The sequence below is a fragment of the Phycicoccus sp. M110.8 genome, from assembly GCF_032464895.1.
In the GTDB taxonomy this organism is placed as follows: Bacteria; Actinomycetota; Actinomycetes; order Actinomycetales; family Dermatophilaceae; genus Pedococcus.
The window spans coordinates 1,033,619-1,052,929 of sequence record NZ_JAWDIC010000001.1 but is presented as its reverse complement, the minus strand read 5'-3'; the positions used below and the strand labels follow the sequence as shown (position 1 = coordinate 1,052,929).

Sequence of the window (19,311 nt, the reverse complement as noted above, 5' to 3'; positions counted from 1 at the left end):
CTGACCACCGGTCAGCCGTCGTCCCACCTGTCGGAAGGTCCCACCGATGAGCGCGTCGTCAGCATCCCCTGGACCCTCGGGAGGCTCTGCGGGGCGTGGCCGCCTCGGCCGCCTCGCCCTTGGCGTGGCCGTTGCGGTCGCCACGACGATCCTCGCGCCGCTGCAGGTCATCGGTGCCTCGACGGCATCGGCCGCGGACCCCTGCGGACCGCCCGTGGTCAACGCGATCGCCTGCGAGAACAGCAAGACCGGGACGCCGACCTCCGACTGGCAGATCACGGGGGCGGGCGACGCCACCATCCAGGGCTTCGCGACGCAGATGAGCGTCCAGCCGGGTGACACCGTCCAGTTCAAGGTGAAGTCCGCCAACCCGTACCACTTCGACATCCTGCGGATGGGCTACTACCAGGGCAACGGCGCCCGGAAGCTGGTCGCCGGCATCGCTCCCTCCGCGGCCCAGCCGCAGAGCCAGCCGAACTGCCTGACGGTGCAGGACGGAACGGGGATGTTCGACTGCGGCAACTGGGCCGTGTCGGGCTCGTGGACCGTCCCGAACACCGCCGTCTCCGGCGTGTACATCGCGCACCTCATCCGGGACGACGGCAAGGGGTCGAGCCACATCGTCTTCGTCGTCCGCAACGACGCGAGCCACTCCGACGTCCTGTTCCAGACGTCCGACGAGACGTGGCAGGCGTACAACACCTACGGCGGCAACAGCCTCTACCAGTGCACGCTCACCAACTGCCCGCCGGGCAGCCCCGCGGTCTACAAGGGCGCCTCGAAGGTGTCGTACAACCGCCCGTTCCACACGGCCGAGGACGACCAGGGCGGCCGGAGCTGGCTGATGTACAGCGAGTACCCGATGATCCGCTTCCTGGAGGCGAACGGGTACGACGTCTCGTACACGACCGGGGTCGACATGTCGACGACAGGGGCGCGCACCCTGATCCAGAACCACAAGGTCTTCATGTCCACGGGGCACGACGAGTACTGGTCGGGCATCCAGCGGGCCAACGTCGAGGCCGCGCGTGACGCCGGCGTGAACCTGGCCTTCTTCTCGGGCAACGAGGTCTTCTGGAAGACGCGCTTCGAGGCCAGCTTCGACGGCACGAACACGGCCGGCCGGACCCTGGTCTGCTACAAGGACACCCACTACGACGGCCAGGTGGACCCGGTCGAGTGGACCGGCACGTGGGAGGACCCGCGTTACAGCCCGCCGGCCAACGGCGGACGCCCCCAGAACGCGCTCACCGGGCAGCTGTTCCTGGTCAACTCGGGCACCATCGACATCCGGGTCCCGTCGACGTACTCCAAGCTGCGCTTCTGGCGGAACACCGACGTCGCCAACCTCACGAGCGGCCAGACGACCACCCTGGGGTCCGGGCTCGGCACCCTCGGCTACGAGTGGGACTCCGACCCGGACAACGGCTTCCGGCCAGCCGGGGCCTTCCGTCTCTCCTCCACCACCTCGACGAGTGCCGAGATCTTCACCGACTACGGCAGCAGCACCCAGAGCCCCGGGACCGCGACCCACAACATGACCCTGTACCGGGCGAGCAGCGGCGCGCTGGTCTTCGGCGCGGGCACCGTGCAGTGGTCGTGGGGCCTGGCCGACCCGGTGCTCACGCCGGACCGTAACATGCGCCAGGCCACCGTCAACCTGCTGGGCGACATGGGGGCCCAGCCGTGGGCCCTGCTGAGCGGGCTGGTGGCCGCGACCCCGTCGACGGACACGACGGCGCCCACCTCGACCATCACCTCGCCGTCGTCCTCCACCACGGTCGGTGACGGTGGCAAGGTCACCATCAGCGGTACGGCCAGCGACACCGGTGGTGTCGTCGCGGGTGTCGAGGTGTCCACCGACAACGGTGCCACCTGGCACCCGGCGACGGGCACGACGAGCTGGTCGTACACCTGGAACGCCCACGGGAGCCCCAGCACGACGCTGCGCTCGCGGGCCGTCGACGACAGCGGCAACCTCGAGACGCCCAAGCCAGGAGTCGTCCTCAACGTCGGCTGCACGTGCTCCGTCTGGGGTACCGGTGCCACGCCCACGAAGGCGGACTCCGGCAGTGGCAGCGCGACCGAGGTCGGCATGCAGTTCAAGTCGGACGTGTCCGGCTACGTCACCGGCGTGCGCTTCTACAAGTCGAGCGCGAACACCGGCACGCACGTCGGGAGCCTGTGGACGTCGTCGGGGACGAAGCTGGCCTCCGCCACATTCACGAACGAGAGCTCTACCGGCTGGCAGCAGGTGACGTTCTCCTCGCCGGTCCAGGTCAACGCGAACAGCGTCTACGTGGCGTCGTACTACGCCCCCGTCGGGCACACGGCGCGCGACGACGCGTACTTCTATCCGAACCCCTCACCGACCCCGTACACGTACAGCTCGGTCGACAGCCCGCCGCTGCACGCCCTGCGCAACGTCAACGGGACGCTGAACGGCCTGTCCCGCAGCGGCGCCGGATTCCCCTCCGCGGGGGCGACCGCGACGAACTACTGGGTCGACGTGATGTTCACGCCGAACACCGGGCCGGCCACGGCACCCGGCGCGCCGACGTCCGTCACGGCCACGCCCGGCAACGCCTCGGCGCAGGTGAGCTGGACGATCCCGTCCGACGGCGGCAGCGCGATCACCTCGTACACCGTCACGCCGTACATCGGGACGACTGCGCAGACGCCCACCACGGTCCCTGGCGGCTCCGCTGACGCCAGCGCCACGATCCAGGGCCTGACCAACGGGACGACCTACACGTTCACGGTCTCGGCCACGAACGCCGTCGGGACCGGGCCGGCGTCGACAGCCTCCAACGCGGTCACGCCGTCGCCCGTGGTGTGCAACCCGTGCACCATCTGGACGCCGACGACCGTGCCGAACGTCCTCGACGAGGGCGACACCGGCTCGATCTCCCTCGGCACCAAGTTCACGTCCGACGTGAACGGCCAGGTCCAGGGCATCCGGTTCTACAAGGGCCCGACCGGAACCGGCACGCACGTCGGCGGTCTCTACACCCTCTCCGGCACCAGGCTGGCGTCGGCCACCTTCACCAGCGAGACGGCGTCGGGCTGGCAGCAGGTCAACTTCTCCACCCCCGTCTCCATCACGGCCGGCACGGTCTACGTCGCCGTGCTGTTCGCCCCCGCGGGCCACTACGCGGCCGACACCGGGTACTTCGCCGCCTCCGGCGTGGACAACCCCCCGCTGCACGCCCTGCGGGACGGCGTCAGCGGCGGGAACGGTGTCTACATCTACGGCTCGTCGATGACCTTCCCCACCAACACGTTCAACTCGGAGGGCTACTACGTCGACCCGGTGTTCGCGACGGTCACCGCGAGCGTGCCCGGCGCGCCGACCGGCGTCGGCGCCACCGCGGGCAACGGTACGGCCACGGTCACCTGGACCGCGCCGGCCGACGGCGGCAGCCCGATCACGAGCTACACGGTGACGCCGTACGTCGGCACGACCGCGCTCACCCCCACCACGGTCACCGGCACCCCGCCGGCGACGACGGCCACGGTGACCGGGCTCAGCAACGGGACTGCCTACACCTTCAAGGTCGCCGCCACCAACGCGCTGGGAACCGGTCCGCAGTCCGCGGCCTCGGCGTCGGTCACGCCACAGGCCCCGACCGCCCCGTCGGCCCCCACGAACGTCGTGGCGACGGCGGGCAACGGCTCGGCGAGCCTGACCTGGACCGCGCCGTCCGACGGCGGGAGCCAGATCACCCAGTACACGATCACGCCCTGGGTCGGCACGACGGCGCAGCCGACCACCACGGTGACCGGCACCCCGGCCGCCACCAGCGGCACCGTCTCCGGACTGACCAACGGCACGACGTACACGTTCACGGTGACGGCCACCAACGCCATCGGGACCGGCCCGGCCTCGGCCGCGTCGGCACCGGTGACGCCCAGCAGCAACACCGTCCCGAGCGCGCCGACCGGCGTGACGGCGACGGCGGGGAACGCCGCGGCGACCGTCAGCTGGACCGCGCCCGCGGACGGCGGCAGCGCCATCACGGCCTACACCGTGACGCCGCACGTCGGGTCCACCACCCTCGCCGCCACCGTGGTCACCGGCACCCCGCCGGCGACGACCGCGACGGTCACCGGGCTCACGAACGGGACCGCGTACACCTTCACGGTCACCGCCACGAACTCCCTCGGCACGAGCGCGGACTCGCTGCCGTCGAACACGGTGACCCCGGCCGCGCCGACCAGCTGCACGCCGTGCACCATCTGGCCGTCGACGGCGACGCCGACGACCAGCAGCGCGAGCGACACGTCGTCGGTGGAGCTGGGCGTCAAGTTCACCTCCGACGTCTCCGGCTACGTCTCCGGCGTGCGCTTCTACAAGGGCTCCGGCAACACCGGCACGCACGTCGGCTCGCTGTGGTCCTCGACGGGCACGAAGCTGGCCTCGGCCACCTTCACCGGCGAGAGCGCCTCCGGCTGGCAGCAGGTCAGCTTCGCCAGCCCCGTGGCGGTCACCGCCGGGACCGTCTACGTCGCGTCGTACTTCGCCCCCGCGGGCGGCTACGCCCTGGATGGTGGCTACTTCACGGCCGCGGTCGACAACGCGCCGCTGCACGCGCTCAAGGACGGGACGAGCGGCGGGAACGGCGTCTATGCCTACGCCGGGTCGAGCACCTTCCCGTCGAACACCTACAACTCGTCGAACTACTGGGTGGACGTCGTCTTCAGCACGACGACCGCCACCACCGCACCGTCCGCACCCACCGGTGTGACGGCGGCGGCCGGTGACTCGAGCGCCACCGTCACGTGGGCGGCGCCCGCCGACGGTGGCAGCCCCATCACGTCCTACACGGTCACGCCGTACGTCGGAACGACGGCCCAGACGGCGACGACGGTGAGCGGCAGCCCGCCCCAGACGTCGGCCGCCGTGAGCGGCCTGACCAACGGCACGGCATACACGTTCAAGGTCACGGCCACGAACTCCGTCGGCACGAGCCCGGCATCGGCCGCCTCGAACAGCGTGACGCCCGCGCCGGTGACGTGCAGCGCCTGCACGATCTGGTCGAGCTCTGCCACGCCGGCGAACGGCGACTCGGGCGACACGTCCTCGGTCGAGCTCGGGGTGAAGTTCACCTCCGACGTGGGCGGGACCGTGACCGGTGTCCGGTTCTGGAAGAGCACTGCCAACACGGGCACCCACGTGGGCAACCTGTGGAGCTCCACGGGGACCAGGCTCGCGTCGGCGACGTTCGCCTCCGAGACAGCCTCGGGCTGGCAGCAGGCGTACTTCTCCACGCCGGTCACCATCACCGCGGGCACCGTCTACGTGGTGTCCTACCTGGCGCCCGTCGGCCACTACGCCGCCGACTCCGGCTACTTCGCCTCGGCGGTGGACAACCCACCGCTGCACGCCCTCAAGGACGGCACGAACGGCGGGAACGGCGTGTACGCCTACGGCAGCACGAGCATCTTCCCGAGCAACTCGTACAACGCCTCGAACTACTGGGTCGACGCGGTGTTCAGCAACGCCGCCGCCACGGCCCCGGGCGCCCCGACGGGCGTGACGGCCACCGCCGGCAACGCGAGCGCGGTGGTGAGCTGGGGCGTGCCGTCCAACGGTGGCAGCGCGATCACGAGCTACACGATCACCCCGTACGTGGGCACGACCGCCCAGACGCCGACCACGGTGACGGGTAACCCGCCTGCCACCACGGCGACGGTCACCGGCCTGACGAACGGCACCACGTACACCTTCACCGTCACCGCGACGAACGCGGTCGGCACCGGGCCGGCGTCGACCGCCTCGAACGCGGTCACGCCGAAGTCGGTGACGTGCACCGCCTGCACCATCTGGGCGGCCACGGCGACACCGGGCACGGCGAGCTCCACCGACACCTCCTCGGTCGAGGTCGGGGTGAAGTTCAAGTCGGACGTCAGTGGCTTCGTCACCGGCATCCGCTTCTACAAGGGCTCGACCAACACCGGCACCCACGTCGGAAACCTGTGGAGCTCGACCGGCACGAAGCTGGCCTCGGCCACCTTCAGCGGTGAGACCGCCTCGGGCTGGCAGCAGGTGAGCTTCGCGACACCCGTGGCCGTCACCGCCGGGACCGTCTACGTGGCGTCGTACTTCGCGCCCGTCGGCCGTTACTCCCAGGACAGCCAGTACTTCAACTCGGCAGGGGTGGACAACCCACCCCTGCACGCGCTGAAGAACGGTGCGAGCGGCGGGAACGGCGTGTACGCCTACGGTGCCAGCAGCACGTTCCCGAACAACTCGTTCAAGGCCACGAACTACTGGGTCGACATCGTCTTCAGCACCGGGTGAGAAGGGACAGGGGTATGAGCTCGGTCAGCGTCGTCATCCCGTGCTACGCGTACGGCCGGTTCCTCGAGGACGCGGTGGCCAGCGTCCTCGAGGACCAGCCGGGCGTCGACGTCCGCGTCCTGGTCATCGACGACGCGTCGCCCGACGACAGCGCCGAGGTCGCCGCCCGGATCGCCGCCCGGGACCCCCGGGTCGAGGTTCGGCTGCACCGGGAGAACAAGGGCAACATCGCGACCTTCAACGAGGGCCTGATGGAGTGGGCGGACGGCGACTACTGCACCCTGCTGTCGGCCGACGACCTGGCCGCCCCCGGGTCGCTGCGCCGGGCCTGCGACCTGCTGGACGCCCACCCCGAGGTCGGCTTCGTCTACGGCAGGGCGGCGTGGTTCACCGACGGTGTCCCGACGCCCCCGGCCCGCACGCACCTGCGCGGCGAGTCCGTCATCCGTGGCAGGGAGTGGCTGGAGCACCGGTTCCGGCAGGGCGAGAACCAGCTCACCACCCCCGAGGTCGTCGTCCGGACCTCGCTGCAGCACCGCCTCGGGGGTTACGACCCGAACCTGCCCAAGGCGGCCGACATGGAGCTGTTCATGCGGTTCGCGGCGCACGCCGACGTCGGGTTCCTCCGCGGGGTCGACCAGGCCCTGCACCGTCGGCACGGCACCAACATGAGCACCGGCGTGGACCCGCTCGCCGACCTCGTGCAGCGCAGGGCCGTCTTCGAGCAGGTGCTCGAGCGCTACGGCCACCGGCTCTCCGGGGTCCGGAACCTGTCGACGACCGTGCACCGCCAGCTCGCCCGGGAGGCCCTCTGGACTGCGGGCCGCGAGTACGACCGCGGCGCCCTGACCCGGACGGCTGCCGGGCGGGTCCTGCTGCGCAGCACCGGGACCGGCACCGCCGAGGAGCGGACCGAGCTGCTCGCGTTCGCCGCAGACTGCTGGCCGGAGGTGAAGCGGTTCCCGCTCTACCGGACCCTGGAGGGCGGCCACCGCCTCGGCGCTCGCGACATCGCCTTCATGGTGCGCGAGCGGGGCCGCTGGTGGGCGCGGCGCAGGGCCTGGACCCACCGCGGCTACTGAGGCGCGACCACGCCTCATGCCGTCGGCCCCCTCCGGTCTTCAGCAAATGGCTGAGGTGCCCTGCGCGTCACGGCGGAAGGATTGCCGCGACCACAGCGAAAGGGAGCTGGTGGACACGGGGGACGCGGCCCGCCCGGGCCGGGCGCACCCGACGCCAGGAGAGGGGACCGGAGCATGAAGGCCGTACTGCTCGCGGCGGGGCTGGGGACCCGACTGCGCCCGGTCACCGACGCCGTCCCCAAGTGCCTCGTCGAGGTCGCGGGGCGAACGCTCCTGGACACCTGGCTCGACGCGTTGGCCGTGGCCGGCGTCGACGAGGTGCTGGTGAACACCCACCACCTGGCCGACCAGGTCGCCGTCCACGTGGCCGGTCGCACCGCGGGCCCGCAGGTGCACCTTTCCCACGAACCCGTCCTGCTCGGCAGTGCCGGCACGCTGGTGCGCAACCGGGACTTCCTCGACGGCGAGGACATGTTCCTCGTCCTCAACGCTGACAACCTCACCGACTTCGACCTCCGCCTGCTGGTCGACGCGCACCGCGCTGGAGGGGCCGTGGCGACCCTGACGGTCTTCCGGACGCCCCGCCCGTCCGAGTGCGGGATCCTCGAGGTGGCCGACGGCCGGGTCGTGGGCTTCGTCGAGAAGCCGGCGTCCCCGCGCAGCGACCTCGCCAACGCCGGCATGTACGCGTTCGCTCCCGAGGTGCTGGACGAGATCCCCGACTCGCTGCCGCGGGACGTGGGCTTCGACCTGCTGCCGCGGCTGGTCGGGCGGGCGCGGGCGGTCTCGATCGGGGACAGCTGGTTCCTCGACATCGGCACGCCACAGGCCCTGGAGCGGGCTCGGGCCGAGTGGGGAGCGAGGGCGAGCGCATGATCATCACGCAGACCCCGCTGCGGGTCGGCCTCGTCGGCGGTGGCACCGACCTGCCCGACTTCTACCGCGAGCACGGCGGCCGGGTCCTCAACGCGGCCATCGACAAGTACGTCTACGTCGTCGTCAAGCAGCGGTTCGACGACGACGTCTACGTCAACTACTCCGCCAAGGAGGTCGTCTCCCGCGTGGAGGACCTCCAGCACGAGCTGGTGCGCGAGGCGATGCACATGACCGGCGTGCGGGGCGGTGTCGAGATCACCACGCTGGCCGACATCCCCTCCGCCGGCTCGGGGCTCGGCTCGTCGTCCGCGGTGACCGTGGGCCTGCTGCACGCGCTCTTCGCGTACAAGGGTCGCCAGGTGACGGCCGAGGAGCTCGCCGACCGGGCCTGCGCCATCGAGATCGACCGCTGCCGCAAGCCGATCGGCAAGCAGGACCAGTACGCCGCCGCGTACGGCGGCATCTGCGACCTGCACTTCGGACCCGGGGACCGCGTCGTGGTCGACCAGCTCGACCTCGCGTCACCGGTCCGCCGCCAGGTGCAGGACGAGCTGCTGCTGTTCTACACGGGCACGACCCGCAAGGCGGACAACATCCTCGGCGAGCAGAAGGCCAACATCGGCGACCGGATCGCCCAGCTCGTGCAGCTGCGCGAGCTCGCGGCCGAGGCCTCCGCCGGCCTGCGCGAGGGCGACGTCGACGCGCTCGGAGTGGCGCTGAACAAGAGCTGGGCCGCCAAGCGCGAGCTGGCCTCCGGGGTGTCGAACAGCCAGATCGACGAGGCGGTCGAGTCCGCCCTGGCCGGCGGCGCGACGGGCGCCAAGGTGACCGGCGCGGGCGGCGGCGGGTTCCTGCTCGTCGTCTGCCCGCTCGAGCGGCAGCGCGCGGTGCGTGAGCGCCTGGCCGCCATGAAGGAGCTTCCCATCAAGATCGACCCGTTCGGGTCCCGCGTGGTCCTGAACGTCCACCGAGACATCTGGAGCTGAGGTGCGTACCGCATGATCCCCGTGATGAGACCGTGGCTCGACGACGCGGAGGCCAGGGCCGCCGCGGACGTCGTCGCCTCCGGGTGGCTGGCCCAGGGGCCCCGGGTGGCCCAGTTCGAGTCGGCCTTCGCCGCCAGGGTCGGCGTGGCCGAGGGCGTGGCGGTGTCGTCGTGCACGACCGCGCTGCACCTCGCCCTGCACCTCCTCGGGGTGGGTCCGGGCGACGAGGTCGTCGTGCCGTCGTTCTCCTTCATTGCCACCGCGAACTGCGTCCGCTACGTCGGCGCCGAGCCGGTGTTCGCCGACGTCGAGGCGCTCGACGGCAACCTCAGCGTGCGCACGGTCGAGGCGGTCCTGACCGACCGGACGAGGGCCGTCGTGGTCGTCGACCAGGGTGGGATGCCGGCCGACGTCCAGCCCCTGCGCGAGCTGTGCGACGCGCGGGGGCTCGCCCTCGTGGAGGACGCCGCCTGCGCCGCGGGCTCGACCTACCGCGGGCAGCCGGTGGGGGTGTCCTCCGCCCTGGCGGCCTGGTCCTTCCACCCGCGCAAGCTGCTCACCACCGGTGAGGGGGGCATGCTCACGACGACCGACGCGCAGCTCGCCGAGCGCGCCCGCCGCCAGCGGGAGCACGGCATGAGCGTGAGCGCCGCCGCCCGCCACGTGAGCAGGCAGCCGGTCCTGGAGCAGTACCTCGAGGTGGGCTTCAACTTCCGCATGACCGACATCCAGGCCGCCGTCGGCCTGGTCCAGCTCGGCAAGCTCGACGCCATGGTCGCCCGCAGGCGCGAGCTCGCCGAGGCCTACCGGGCGATGCTCGCCGACGTCCCGGGGCTGCGCACCGTGCGCGACCCCGAGTGGGGCACCTCGAACTTCCAGTCGTTCTGGGTCGAGTTCGAGCCCGGTTTCCCGTTGTCCCGCAACGACCTCCTGGCCCAGCTCGCCGACCAGGGCGTCTCGGCCCGCGCCGGGATCATGGCCGCCCACCGACAGCCCGCGTACTCCGACCACCCGAGGGGGGACCTCACCGTGACCGAACGGCTCACCGACTCCACGCTCATCCTGCCGATGTTCCACACCATGACCGAGGCCGAGCAGCAGCACGTCGTCGACTGCGTCCGCGGCGCGGCCGGGCTGAGGGCAGCCTGATGGGCGCCGAGCAGCGGGCCGGGGTGCCCCTCGTCGACCTGTCGGTGCAGCACGCGCAGGTGGCGGACGAGGTCGCCCAGGGCTTCGCCGAGGTGCTGTCGACCGGTGACTTCATCGGCGGCAAGGCGGTGGGCGCCTTCGAGCGCGCGTATGCCGAGTTCACCGGCGCCCGCGCGTGCGTCGGCGTGGGCAACGGCACCGACGCGCTGGAGCTGGCGATGCGGGCGGTCGGGGTCGGTCCCGGGGACGAGGTCGTCCTGCCGGCCAACACCTTCATCGCCACTGCCGAGGCCGTGCTGCGCGCCGGGGGCACGCCCGTGTTCGCCGACGTCGACGACGACGCGCTGCTGCTCGACCCGGCCTCGGCCGAGGCGGCGCTGACCGGTCGCACCCGGGCCGTCGTGCCCGTCGACCTCTTCGGCCAGGTCGCGCCCTTCGAGCAGCTGCCCGCGGCCCTGGCGCAGCGCGGCATACGCGTCGTCGAGGACGGTGCCCAGTCGCAGGGGGCGACGCGGCACGGGAAGGCCGCCGGGACCTTCGGCGACGTGGCGGCGACGAGCTTCTACCCCGGCAAGAACCTGGGGGCCTACGGCGACGCCGGCGCGGTGCTGACCGACGACGAGGAGGTCGCGCAGGCGGTGCGGCTGCTGGGCGCCCACGGCAGCCCCGCCAAGTACGAGCACACCGTGGTCGGCTTCAACTCCCGGCTCGACACCCTCCAGGCAGTGGTGCTGTCGGCCAAGCTCGCGCGCCTGCGCGGGTGGAACGCCGAGCGACGTGCCGCGGCCGCGGTGTACGACGAGCTGCTCGCCGACACCGACGGCGTGAGGCTGCCGACGACCCTGGAGGGCAACGATCACGTCTGGCACCTCTACGTGGTGCGGGTCGACCGCCGCGACGAGGTCCTGCGCCACCTCCAGGAGGAGGGCGTCGGCGCCGGCGTTCACTACCCGACGCCGGTGCACCTGACCCCCGCCATGGGCCACCTCGGGTACGGACCCGGCCGGTTCCCGGTGGCCGAGCGGGCGTCGCAGCAGATCCTGTCGCTGCCGCTGTTCCCGGGCATCACCCCCAGCCAGCAGGAGCGGGTCGCCGACGTGCTGCGGCAGGCAGTCCGGGTGGCGCCATGACCCCGGCCGGGTGAGCCCGTGCACCACCCCTCAGGTCCTGGCTCCGACCACGTCGCGGTAGACGGCCGAGGCCGCCGCGGCCTTGGCGGCCCAGTTGTGGCCGGACGCCCACCGCACGGCGTCCGCGCTGCGCCCTGCCCAGGTGGGGTCCGAGACGACCTCGGCCATGGCGGCGGCCAGGAGGCAGGGCAGGTCCCGGGGCCGGTCCGGCAGGTCGACCTTGACCGCAGCCCGGCCGACGTCGAGGTCGCCGATGCCGTGGTGGTTGAGCGCCACGGCGGGGAGCCCCCGGCCGAGGGCCTCGAGGAACTGCGAGCCGGACGAGTCGCGCAGCGACGTGAAGAGGAAGACGCTGGCGCCGTCGTACAGCGGTCGCATCTGCGTCCACGGCACGCGCCCGCGCACCTCGACGTCGTCGCCGAGGCCGAGCTCGGCCACGGTGTCACGCAGGCGGTCCAGCAGTGGTCCGTCGCCCGCGACGACGAGCCGGGCCGGCATGGTCCGGCGCAGCTCGGCGAACGCGTGCAGGGCCAGAAGGGGTGCCTTGCGCGGCAGCATCCGACCCACCCAGAGGACCACCGGCGTCCCGACCGGCCGGTCGTGCGGCACGCCGACCCAGTCCGGTGGCAGTCCCTCGGCGAGCATGTACCGCACGTCGCGGGCGCCGAGGTCGCGGCACGCCTCGGCGGTCGCGGAGTTCGTCACCAGGGTGACGGCAGCGCCGCGCACCGTGTCGCGGCTGCGCCGGTTCCACCGCAGCAGCCCGCGCGTGATGCCCGTCCGGACCGCCTCGGTCGGCCAGCTCCGGCCGAACTGGCGCCAGTAGCCGGACGGCGCGGTCTGTCCGCCCCCGATGGGCCCGTAGACGAGGGGTACCGGCAGGCGCCAGAGCTGGCTGCCCAGGTGCAGCGAGCCCCACGACACGTGGTGGACGACGTCGAAGGCCTGGTCCCACTCGGAGGCGAACTCCCACGCGGCGTCCTGCCAGTGCAGGTAGTGGTGGGTGGTGCCGAGCTGGTGGGAGACGCGCGCCAGCGGCGAGGTGTTGCACGCCGCGTGGAGGAACGTGATGCCCGGTGGTGCTGCTGCCCGGATGATGTGGCTCGGCTGCGTGAGGACCGTGACCTCGTGGCCGAGCTCGGCCAGGGCCCGGGCCCAGTGCCATCCGTTGCCGAGCTCGCTGCCCTGGTCGGGCATGCACTGGTAGGACGACAGCAGGACCCTCATGACCGGGCCTCCGGGTCACCGGGCAGTCGTCGCCGGTCTCGTCGTGGCGTGCTCACACGTCGTGGAGTGGACACAAGGCCTCCCCGTGCCGCCCCCGGGCGGCGTCCCCTGGCCGCCCCCCGCCGGCGGCTTCCCCTGATCCGGCCTGTCGTCACCTCGGCCGGAGGCGCCCTGCGGGGTCATGGTACTGCCGGCCGTGCTGATGGTCCATGCCTCGTGGACGGGGTCTGCGCGGACCCGGTGACGGTTCGGCGAGGGGTGAGGCCACATCGCGAAAGTGCTTGTGCCCGTGTCCCCTTCGCCTGCGCGGGCCCGGGCGGGCGGGTGCTGCCGTGAGCGTCGAGGAGAGCACGGAACGGGTGGGACTCGGGAGGGCCGCCGCCTCCGGCGTGCTGTGGCTGGCCGTCCAGAAGTGGCTCGTCCGGCTCAGCGCGTTCGCGACGCTGATCGTCCTGACGCACCACGTCTCGCCCCGGGACTTCGGTGTCGTCGCCGCGGCCTCGACGTTCATCCCGATCATCTACCTGCTGTCGGACGTCGGGTTCTCGACCTACCTGCTGCAGAGCGAGGACTCCGACCGCCGCAGCCTGAGCACCGCGTTCTGGACGACGGTGGTGGCGGGCGCCGTCCTGTCGGGCGCGCTCTGGGTCGCCAGCCCGCTCGTGGGCGCCGCCTTCCGGAGCGAGCCCCTCGTCGGGGTGCTGCGCGCCCTCATCCTCTCGGTCGTGCCGACCGTGCTCGCCGGGGTCCCGCTCGCCCTGCTCCGCCGCGCCCTGCGGTTCCGTGCCGTGGCCGTCCAGAGCCTCGTCGCGGCGATCTCGGGGCAGGTCGCCGCGATCGCCGTGGCCGTGTCGGGCGGGGGCGTCTGGGCGCTGGTGTCGCAGGTGGTCGTGACGCAGTGGGTCATCGCCGTGCTCGCCTGGTGGAGCGTGCGGTGGTTCCCCGGCCTGGCGTTCTCGCCGCAGAAGTTCCGGCAGATGGCGGCGTTCGGGGTCCGCGTGTCCAGCGTCGACTTCGTCGGCACGGCCCGGCTGTGGGCCGAGAGCCTCGTGGTGACGGTCGTGCTGGGGCCGGCGGCGATGGGGCAGCTCAACGTCGGCCAGCGCGTCGTGCAGGTCGCCCAGGACCTCGCCGCCGGCTCGCTCGTGCCCGTCTCGACCGTGGTGTTCGCCAAGGTCCGCGAGGTCCCCGAGCGCCTGGCCGCCTCCTACCTCAAGGCGCTCGGTGTCGCGTACGGCGTCGTGTCGCCGCTGATGGTGCTCATCGCCGTGACGGCGCCGCAGTCGATCCCGCTCGTCTTCGGCAGCCAGTGGACGGCGAGCATCGTGCCCGCGCAGGCCCTGTCCGTGGCCGCCGTCATCACCCTCGGTGCGATGGTCGACCACGGACTCTTCTACGGCCTGGGCCGGCCGGGCACGTGGCTCGCGTACGCCGTCGTCATCGACGCGCTGACCCTGACCACCACCGTGGTGGCGGTGCGCTGGGGGCTGCCGGGCGTGGCGTTCGGCTTCCTCGTCGTAGCCACGGTCGCCACGGCGGCACGCTGGGTGCTCGTGGGCCGGCTCCTGGGCATGCGTCCCGCCCAGGTCGCGCGGCCGTTCCTGACGGCCCTGGTCCCGACGGCCGTCACCCTCGCCGTCGGCGCGGTGGTCTCCACCTGGACCTCCCGCGTCTCGTCGGTCTGGCTCGGGCTGGCGCTCCTCGCGGCCGCCACCGTCCTGGTCAACGTGCTGATGCTGCGCCTCGTCGGCGGGCGCGTGCTGCGCGACGCGCTGGGCCTGCTGCCCGTCCCCGCCAGGGTGACGCGGCCCGTGGCCCGGGTGCTCCGGCTGGAGCCGCTGGACGCGTCCTGAGCGCGCGCTGGACGGGTCCTGACCTCCTCGTCCCGGCCGGCCGCCCGAGGCGGCAGGCGCCTCCACCATTTGGCCTACTCCACGCTTCCGCATCGGGACGACCCGCCTCGCGCTGCTGCGCGGTTCGATGAAGTCTCCAGTGGGAGGGGAAAGCTCATGAAGGTTGCTGTCTTCGGTCTCGGCTACGTCGGCACGGTCACGGCCGCGGGTCTCGCGTCGCGGGGCCATGACGTCGTCGGCGTGGACGTGGACACCATGAAGGTCGAGGCGATCGCCTCCGGGCACAGCCCCGTGGTGGAGCCGGGCATCGACGAGCTGGTGCGCGACGCGGTCGCCGCCGGCCGCCTGCAGGCCACTACCGACGCGAGGCTCGCGGTCGAGGGTGCGGACGTCTCCCTCGTGTGCGTGGGGACGCCGTCCTCGCCGCGCGGCGACACCGACCTGACCTACATCTCGCGGGCGGTGACCGACCTGCGCGAGGCCATGGAGGTGGCCAGCCCGCCGGCATCCGGCATGCACTCGGTGGTCGTCCGCTCGACGGTGCCGCCCGGCACCGTGGCCGGCGTCGTGGCACCGGTCTTCGACGGCGAGCTGCCGGACGGCTGGGACGTCGGCACGGCCATGTGCCCCGAGTTCCTGCGCGAGGGCTGCGGTGTCGAGGACTTCTTCGCGCCGCCGTTCGTCGTCGTCGGCACGGCCGACACCCGGACCCGCGCGGCGATGAGCGAGCTGTTCGCCTTCCTGGGCATGGAGATCCACCACGTGGACGTCGCATCGGCCGAGGCGCTGAAGTACGCCTGCAACGCCTTCCACGCCGTGAAGGTCACCTTCGCCAACGAGATGGGCCGCGTCTTCGCTGCCCACGGCGTCGACAGCCGCCGCGTCATGGAGATCTTCTGCGAGGACCGCAAGCTCAACATTGCGCCGTCCTACCTGCGCCCCGGCTTCGCCTTCGGCGGCTCGTGCCTGCCGAAGGACCTGCGTGCCCTGCAGAGCCTGGCCCGGATGAGCGGCGTCGAGATCCCGATGGTCGGCTCGGCCATGGTGAGCAACGAGATCGCCGTCCGAGCCGTCGTCGACCGCGTGCTGCAGACCGGCCTGCGCAGCGTCTGCATGCTCGGCCTCAGCTTCAAGATGGACACCGACGACCTGCGCGAGAGCCCCAACCTCGAGGTGGCCGAGCGGTTCGTCGGCAAGGGCCTCGACGTGCGGATCTACGACCCGATCGTTAACCCCGACAAGCTCGTCGGTGCCAACCTGCGCCACCTGCAGAGCAAGCTGGCGCACGTCAACCGGCTCCTGGCGCAGACGCCCGAGGAGGCGCTCGAGGGCGCCGAGGTCGTGCTCGTCTCCTCGTCGGACCCGGCTGCCCTGCGCGCCCTGGCCGCCAGCCGTCCGGCGCTGGTCATCGACCTGCACGGCCGGCTGGGTGCCGACGTGGAGGCGCTGGAGTCCTACGAGGGCGTGGCCTGGTGAGCCGACGTCGCAGCAGCGGCTCGGCGCGGCCCCGCGTCCTGGTCATCGTCCAGAACCTCCCCGTGCCGTTCGACCGCCGGGTCTGGCTCGAGTGCCAGTCGCTCACCGGGGCCGGCTACGACGTGACGGTCGTCTGCCCGCAGGGCCACGGCACCGGCGCCGCGCAGGTCGTCGACGGCGTGCGCATCCTCGCCTACCGCCCCTACGCCCCGGGCGGGGGAGCGCTGGGCTTCATCACCGAGTACGCCTACTCTTTCCTCGCCACCGCGCGCCTGGCCCTGCGCGCCCGTCGCAGCGGCGCGTTCCGCGTCGTCCAGGCGTGCAACCCGCCGGACATCTTCTGGCCGCTGGCGTGGGCCCTGCGCGTCCTCGACGGGACGCGCTTCGTCTTCGACCACCACGACCTGTGCCCCGAGCTGTTCGAGTCGCGCTTCCCGACGGGCCGGCGCGCGTTCCTGCGCGGCCTGCTCTTCCTGGAGCGGATGACGTTCCGGACCGCCGACCGGATCACCTCCACCAACGAGTCGTATGCCGCGATCGCCACGTCCCGGGGCGGCAAGCCGCCGGAGCGGGTCACCGTGGTGCGGACCGGGCCGGACCCGGAGAAGCTGCGTCGCCGCGAGGCCGAGCCGGAGCTGCGGCGCGGCCACGACCACCTCGTCGCCTACCTCGGGGTCATGGGCCCCCAGGACGGTGTAGACGTGGCCCTGCAGGCGGCCGACATCGTCGTCAACCGGCTGGGGCGCACCGACATCGGCTTCTGCCTCATGGGTGGCGGCGACTGCTGGGCCGACCTGGTCGCCGAGCGGAACCGGCTGGGCCTGGAGGACCACGTCGAGATGCCCGGGCGCGTCCCGGACGACTTCGTCGTCTCCGTCTTCTCCACCGCCGAGGTCGGCCTGTCACCCGACCCGCTCAACCCGTTGAACGACGTCTCCACGATGAACAAGACGATGGAGTACATGTCGTTCGGCCTGCCGGTCGTGGCCTTCGACCTGCACGAGACGCGCGTGTCGGCCCAGGACGCCGCCCGCTACGTCCAGCCCGGTGACGTCGAGGCGTACGCCCGTGCCATCGTCGAGCTCGTCGACGACCCGGCCACCCGGGCGGAGATGGGCCGGTACGGCCGCGAGCGCGTGGAGACCCAGCTCGCCTGGGAGCACCAGCGGGGCGGCTACCTCGCGGTCTTCGACGACCTCAGCGGGCGGACCCGGTCCGCGTCCGCCGGGCCGGCGCGGTCCGCCCGGTCGACGGCGGCCGGACGCCCACGGGTGGGGTCGGGGGCCTAGTCGTGTGCGGTGTGGCGGGGGCCTACCAGCAGCCGGACGGCAAGGTCGTGGTCAGCACGATGGTCGAGCGGATCGACCACCGCGGCCCGGACGCGTGCGGTGTGCTCGAGCTGGTCGACCCGGAGACCTCCGTGGTGCTGGGTCACCGGCGGCTGTCGATCATCGACCTGTCGACCGCGTCGGACCAGCCGTTCGCCAAGGACGGCCTGACGCTGAGCTACAACGGCGAGGTCTACAACTACCGCGAGCTGCGGTCCGAGCTCGAGCGGCACCACGGGGTCCGCTTCGCCACGGCATCGGACACCGAGGTCGTGCTCGAGGCCTGGCGGGCCTGGGGGCCGGCGTCGCTGGCGCGGCTGCGGGGCATGTTCGCCTTCGCCGTCCACGACGCGTCGACGGGCTCGATCACCCTCGTCCGCGACCCGCTGGGCATCAAGCCGCTGTACGTCATGGAGCGCGGTGACGGGGTCGTCTTCGCCTCCGAGCTCAAGGCGATTCTCGCGGCGGTCGGCCGGGAGCTGACCGTCGACCCGCAGGCGATGGTCGCCTCGGCCCTCTACTACTGGGTCCCGCAGGAGTTCGACTCCGTGCGCGGCGTCTCCAAGCTCCCGCCCGGGACCTGGCGCACCTACCACCGCGACGGGTCGCGGTCCGCCGGCGCCTTTTGGGACGTCGCCGACGAGGCCGCCCGCGCCTCGCGCGGCCCGCAGGCCGACCTGCGGGACGTCGTGGCCGAGTCGGTGCGGGCACACCTGGTGTCCGACGCCCCGGTCGCGTCGTTCCTGAGCGGCGGCCTCGACTCCTCGATCATCACCGCTCTTGCCCACCGCCACGACCCGTCCATCGAGGCGTACACGATCGCGTTCCGGGCCGAGGACCAGAAGCTGGAGGCGATGCCGGACGACGCCAAGTACGCCCGGATCATGGCCCGCACGCTCGGGATCCGCCTGCACGAGATCGAGATCCGGCCCGACGTCGTCAGCCTGCTGCCGCGGATGGTGGACATCCTCGACGAGCCGATCGGCGACCCGGCGGCGATCAACACGCTGCTCATGTGCGACGCGGCACGCGACGCCGGCGTCAAGGTGCTGCTGTCCGGCATGGGTGCGGACGAGCTCTTCGGCGGCTACCGCAAGCACCTGGCCACCCTCGCCACGGCCCGGTACCGCCGGCTGCCTGCGCCGTTGCGCACGGGTGTCATCGCCCCGCTCGTGCGGGCCACGCCGGTCGCCGTCGGTGGCCGCGGCATACGCACCGTCCGCTGGGCCCAGCGGTTCCTCACCTTCGCCGAGCTGCCGGAGGAGGAGGCGTTCCGGCGCAGCTACACGATGTACGACCGGGACGAGCTGGTCGACCTCGTCGACCCGGCGCTGGCCGGCACGGTCGACCGGGTCCTGGACCGGCACCGCGAGGTGTACGAGGACAACGCGCTGGAGCACCAGGTCGACCGGATGTGCCTGGCCGATGCGCGGATGTTCATGGTGGGGCTCAACCTCACCTACACCGACCGCGCCAGCATGGCGGCGTCCACCGAGGTGCGGGTGCCGTTCGTCGACATCGAGGTCTTCCGGGCCGCCTTCTCCATCCCCGGACCGGAGAAGATCCGCGGCCGGGTGCAGAAGGCGGCGCTCAAGGACGCCGCCCGCGCCTGGCTGCCCGACGAGGTCATCGACCGGCCCAAGGCGAGCTTCGGCGTCCCGCTGCGCGCGTGGGTCGGGAACGACCTCAGGGAGCTGGTGGACGACACGCTGCTGCGTGGCGAGCTCGTCGGGTCGGGCTTCCTGCGCCGGGACCCGTTGCAGCGACTCGTCGACGACCAGCGTGCGGGGCGGCGCGACGAGTCCAAGCAGATCTGGCAGCTGCTGTGCCTGGAGTACTGGTACCGCAACGTCCGGGCCTCGGGGGTGGCCACCGCATGAACAGCACCGACAGCAGGAGC

11 protein-coding genes are annotated in these 19,311 nt (G+C 72.2%); 10 read left to right on the top strand and 1 reads right to left on the bottom strand.

What is annotated here, in order from left to right; translation table 11 throughout:
- Positions 1-124 precede the first annotated feature (124 nt).
- The 6 genes from RKE38_RS04880 (at position 125) to RKE38_RS04855 (ending at position 11,527) form a co-directional block, all read left to right on the top strand.
- Positions 125-6,304, top strand: coding sequence for a DUF4082 domain-containing protein (locus tag RKE38_RS04880; RefSeq protein WP_316006320.1), 6,180 nt, complete (start codon positions 125-127; stop codon positions 6,302-6,304).
- A 14-nt stretch (positions 6,305-6,318) separates the two neighbouring features.
- The gene (locus RKE38_RS04875; RefSeq protein WP_316006319.1) at positions 6,319-7,386 is read left to right on the top strand and encodes a glycosyltransferase family A protein; all 1,068 of its coding nucleotides are present in this window, start codon (positions 6,319-6,321) and stop codon (positions 7,384-7,386) included.
- A gap of 174 nt (positions 7,387-7,560) precedes the next feature.
- The gene (locus tag RKE38_RS04870; RefSeq protein WP_316006318.1) at positions 7,561-8,262 is read left to right on the top strand and encodes a nucleotidyltransferase family protein; all 702 of its coding nucleotides are present in this window, start codon (positions 7,561-7,563) and stop codon (positions 8,260-8,262) included.
- Positions 8,259-9,248, top strand: a complete 990-nt coding sequence (locus RKE38_RS04865; RefSeq protein WP_316006317.1) for a hypothetical protein — start codon at positions 8,259-8,261, stop codon at positions 9,246-9,248. Before RKE38_RS04870 ends, RKE38_RS04865 begins: the two co-directional genes overlap by 4 nt.
- Before the next feature lie 24 nt (positions 9,249-9,272).
- Positions 9,273-10,397 carry a DegT/DnrJ/EryC1/StrS family aminotransferase gene (locus tag RKE38_RS04860; RefSeq protein ID WP_316006316.1) on the top strand — a complete coding sequence of 375 codons (1,125 nt, stop codon included), beginning with the start codon at positions 9,273-9,275 and terminating at the stop codon, positions 10,395-10,397.
- Positions 10,397-11,527: a DegT/DnrJ/EryC1/StrS family aminotransferase gene (locus tag RKE38_RS04855; RefSeq protein ID WP_316006315.1), complete on the top strand. Its 1,131-nt coding sequence runs from the start codon at positions 10,397-10,399 to the stop codon at positions 11,525-11,527. The genes RKE38_RS04860 and RKE38_RS04855 overlap by 1 nt, the downstream gene beginning before the upstream one ends.
- Positions 11,528-11,557: 30 nt before the next feature.
- Here the strand turns inward: RKE38_RS04855 and RKE38_RS04850 are convergent, their stop codons facing one another.
- Entirely contained in the window at positions 11,558-12,754 is a 1,197-nt protein-coding gene (locus RKE38_RS04850; protein ID WP_316006314.1) for a glycosyltransferase family 4 protein, read from the bottom strand.
- A gap of 332 nt (positions 12,755-13,086) precedes the next feature.
- Between RKE38_RS04850 and RKE38_RS04845 the strand changes: the two genes are divergently transcribed.
- From RKE38_RS04845 to asnB, 4 genes are all read left to right on the top strand, one after another.
- Positions 13,087-14,607, top strand: coding sequence for a lipopolysaccharide biosynthesis protein (locus RKE38_RS04845; RefSeq protein ID WP_316006313.1), 1,521 nt, complete (start codon positions 13,087-13,089; stop codon positions 14,605-14,607).
- A gap of 156 nt (positions 14,608-14,763) precedes the next feature.
- The gene (locus tag RKE38_RS04840; protein ID WP_316006312.1) at positions 14,764-16,083 is read left to right on the top strand and encodes a nucleotide sugar dehydrogenase; all 1,320 of its coding nucleotides are present in this window, start codon (positions 14,764-14,766) and stop codon (positions 16,081-16,083) included.
- A complete protein-coding gene (locus RKE38_RS04835; RefSeq protein WP_316006311.1) occupies positions 16,080-17,372 on the top strand; it encodes a glycosyltransferase family 4 protein in 1,293 nt (430 codons plus the stop codon). Before RKE38_RS04840 ends, RKE38_RS04835 begins: the two co-directional genes overlap by 4 nt.
- 2 nt (positions 17,373-17,374) lie before the next feature.
- Complete coding sequence (gene asnB / locus RKE38_RS04830; RefSeq protein WP_316006310.1) at positions 17,375-19,291, top strand: asparagine synthase (glutamine-hydrolyzing); 1,917 nt, start codon at positions 17,375-17,377, stop codon at positions 19,289-19,291.
- The last annotated feature ends 20 nt before the right edge of the window (positions 19,292-19,311 follow it).